General features: G+C 59.2%; 4 protein-coding genes and 1 pseudogene. 3 read left to right on the forward strand and 2 right to left on the reverse strand.

The window, feature by feature from the left end; genetic code table 11:
- Both nudC and D8U73_RS05040 read right to left on the reverse strand, forming a co-directional pair.
- A partial coding sequence (gene nudC, locus D8U73_RS05035; RefSeq protein ID WP_130903870.1) for an NAD(+) diphosphatase occupies positions 1-674 on the reverse strand: 674 nt, incomplete at its 3' end.
- 6 nt (positions 675-680) lie between these two features.
- Positions 681-1,493 (reverse strand): crotonase/enoyl-CoA hydratase family protein, encoded by an 813-nt coding sequence (locus D8U73_RS05040; RefSeq protein WP_056855273.1) that lies wholly within the window; start codon positions 1,491-1,493, stop codon positions 681-683.
- Positions 1,494-1,832: 339 nt separating this feature from the next.
- Between D8U73_RS05040 and D8U73_RS05045 the strand changes: the two genes are divergently transcribed.
- The 3 genes and pseudogenes from D8U73_RS05045 to D8U73_RS05055 all read left to right on the forward strand — a co-directional run.
- Positions 1,833-2,366: a tetratricopeptide repeat protein gene (locus D8U73_RS05045; RefSeq protein WP_056855272.1), complete on the forward strand. Its 534-nt coding sequence runs from the start codon at positions 1,833-1,835 to the stop codon at positions 2,364-2,366.
- A gap of 54 nt (positions 2,367-2,420) precedes the next feature.
- Positions 2,421-2,921, forward strand: a complete 501-nt coding sequence (locus tag D8U73_RS05050; protein ID WP_206663014.1) for a sigma-70 family RNA polymerase sigma factor — start codon at positions 2,421-2,423, stop codon at positions 2,919-2,921.
- Positions 2,918-3,130, forward strand: a pseudogene (locus D8U73_RS05055) (transcriptional regulator); the annotation flags it as partial. The gene D8U73_RS05050 and the pseudogene D8U73_RS05055, both read left to right, overlap by 4 nt.

The following is a 3,130-nucleotide window of genomic DNA, read 5'->3' on the forward strand; positions in this document are numbered from 1 at the left end:
CCACCGGCATATTCGGCATGAAAGCCGAGCATCATCGAATGCGGGAACGGCCAGCACTGGCTGCCCATGTACTGGATGTTCTTCACCTCGATCCGCACCTCTTCCCGCACCTCGCGAATCAGGCAATCCTCAGCCGACTCCCCCGGTTCGGCGAACCCCGCCAAGGTGCTGTAGACCCCGCTGACGAACCGTGGCGAACGTGCCAGCAGCACTTCATCACCCCGGGTCACCAGCACGATCATGCTCGGCGAAATCCGTGGATAGCTGCGCAAATCGCACGGCTGGCAATACATCGCCCGTTCGCGCGGCACTTGTGTCATGGCCTGGCCGCAGTTACCGCAAAAACGATGCTCACGGGCCCAGGTGCCAATCTGCGCTGCGTAACCAAGCACCTTGTACAGCGTGTGATCGCCTTCAAGCATGAACGCCCGCAGGCCCTTCCAGTTGCAACCCGGCACTTCGCTGTGACTGCGCAACTCCAGCAGGTACACCGGTTCACCGTCGAGGTGGCCGATGCCGTGCTCGGCGAGAATCGACAAGTCCTGACGCTTGAGCCATTCACGGGGAAACAGCGCGCCATTGTCATCGAACATAAAGCCTTCCGGGCTGCGCGCCACGGCCCAGCCGCCGGGTTGGTCGGTGTCCAGTACTGCAGTGGTCCAGCGTGGAGTCATTTTCAATCAATCCAGAAATTCGGGTTTCTGTTTGCTCATATGGGCGGCCATGGCCACGCGCAAGTCAGTGGATTGCAGCATGGCGGCGTTCCAGGTGGCGACGTATTCGAGACCGTCATCAATGCGGTGATCGCGCATATAGCTGATCATCGCCTTGGTGCCGGTGACCGCAATCGGCGACTTGCTCGCAATTTCCCGGGCGATGCCCATGACGCCGTCGAGCAGGCTGGCAGTGTCGCTGTAGACGCGATTGACCAGGCCCATGCCGCGTGCTTCTTCGGCACCGAAAGTGCGACCAGTGTAAGCCAGTTCACGCAGCATGCCGTCACCGATGATCCGCGGCAAGCGTTGCAGCGTACCGACGTCGGCGGCCATGCCGATGTCGATTTCCTTGATCGAGAATTGTGCGTCTTCGGCGGCGTAACGCATGTCGCACGCGGCGATCAGGTCGATGGCGCCTCCCAGGCAATAGCCTTGGATGGCCGCGAGTACCGGTTTGCGGCAATTGTCGACGGCGTTGAAGGACGCTTGCAGGTTGAGAATCTTGCGGCGCAGCAGGCGAGCGTTGCGCCCCACATCCTTGCCCAACTCATTGGCCACGCCGGCCAGCATCATCAGGTCGATACCCGAGGAGAAATGCTTGCCTGCGCCGCTGAGGACCACCACGCGCACTTCGTCGGTGTCATCGACCCACTGGAAAATCTCGACGATTTCGCTCCAGAACGCAGCATTCATCGAGTTGATCTTTTCCGGACGATTGATCTGCACATGAGCAATTTTATCGACCAGTTCGACGGTGAACGCGGTGTATTGAGACATGCTAGTGATCCTTTACCGGGCAAAAAAGAGGCCTGAACTATACCAAGGCGTGATAGCGGGCAGTAAGGCAGGGTTTCGGCCAAAAGCGGGACCAACTCAAGTCATTTGGCGTATTGCCGGGCCTCATCGCTGGCAAGCCAGCCCCACAGGGTTTTGTGTACGCCGCAGGTCCGAAGTGAGAGCCAGCCTGCTAGCGACAGGCCGCACTGGCACCTGATTTGTGCTTTTCTTAAAACAGCACATACCAATGAATAATTGTTCGCGCTGGCGTGTTCACATCATGACAGTCTCTTTCGGTCCGTTCGATGCCACAACCCTGACAGCCATGGAGCTTTACCGATGAATAGCCGTTTTTCGATTCTTTCGGCACCGTTGATGCTTGCTGTCGTGCTGTCCGGTTCACAGGCATGGGCCAACGGCGAGGAAGACACACCCGCCAAGCCGCAGTGCCCCAGAGATCAGGTGTTCGATACCAAGGCGCAGAAATGCGTCAAGCAAACCAGCAAGCTTGTCTCGGACGCCGACCGCACCGATTACGCCTATCAACTGGCCAAACACGGGCGCTATGAGGAGGCCCTGGCGCTGCTCGATACGCTCAAGCAGCCCGATACCGCCAAGGCTTTGAACTATCGAGGGTACGCCACGCGTAAACTGGGGCGCACCGACGAAGGTATCGGTTATTACCTGCAATCGGTAAAACTCGATCCTCACTATGCACAGGTCCGCGAGTACCTGGGTGAAGCCTACGTGATCAAGGGTCAACTGGCTCTCGCACAGGAGCAGTTGCAGCAGATCAAATCGATATGCGGCAATACCACTTGCGAGGAATACCAGGACCTGGCCGAAGCCATTAACGACTCATCGAAAACCTGACTTATCGAATACGCGGAGGTCGCTATCGCCAGCGATCAGGCAATACGGGCAGAACTGGGCCAGCATCTGGCGCGATTGTGGCGTTACGGGTTGCTGTTGTCCCGACAAAGGCATGTCGCCGAAGACCTGGTGCAGGCAACCTGCGTGCGGGCGCTGGAACGGGCCGCGCAGTTTGCGCCGGGTACGCGCCTGGACCATTGGCTGATGAGCATTCTGCATTCGATCTGGCTCAATGAAATACGCGCGCGCCGGGTGCGTCAGGGGCAAGGCACGATAGAGGGTGAACAGGTGTTGTCGTTCGACGGTGAGTATGCAGCGCAAACCCATGTCATGGCGGCGCAAGTCATCCGCCGGGTCGATGCATTGCCGGAAACCCAGCGCGAAACAGTATTTCTGGCCTATGTCGAAGGCTTGTCCTACCGCGAAGTCGCCGAAGTCCTGCAAGTGCCGATCGGTACCGTAATGAGCCGCCTGGCCACTGCCCGGGCCAAACTGGCCGAGTACCCGCCCTTGCAAGCTGTACCGAACCCCTCCACTCACGGAGAACGTCGATGAACGTGAACCCCACGGACGAGCAACTGGTGGCGTACCTCGACAATCAGCTCGATAGCCAGGAACGCCAGCGCATCGACGCCGCCGTGGCCGAAGACCCGATGCTCGGCCTGCGCCTGCAATGGCTGAACCGCAGCAGCCTGCCGTTCAAGTCGGCCTACGACGAGTTGGAACGACAGGCCCCGGTGGATCGTCTGCAAGCGATGCTCGAT

The sequence above is a fragment of the Pseudomonas sp. Sample_22 genome (assembly GCF_004307635.1).
In the GTDB taxonomy this organism is placed as follows: domain Bacteria; phylum Pseudomonadota; class Gammaproteobacteria; order Pseudomonadales; family Pseudomonadaceae; genus Aquipseudomonas.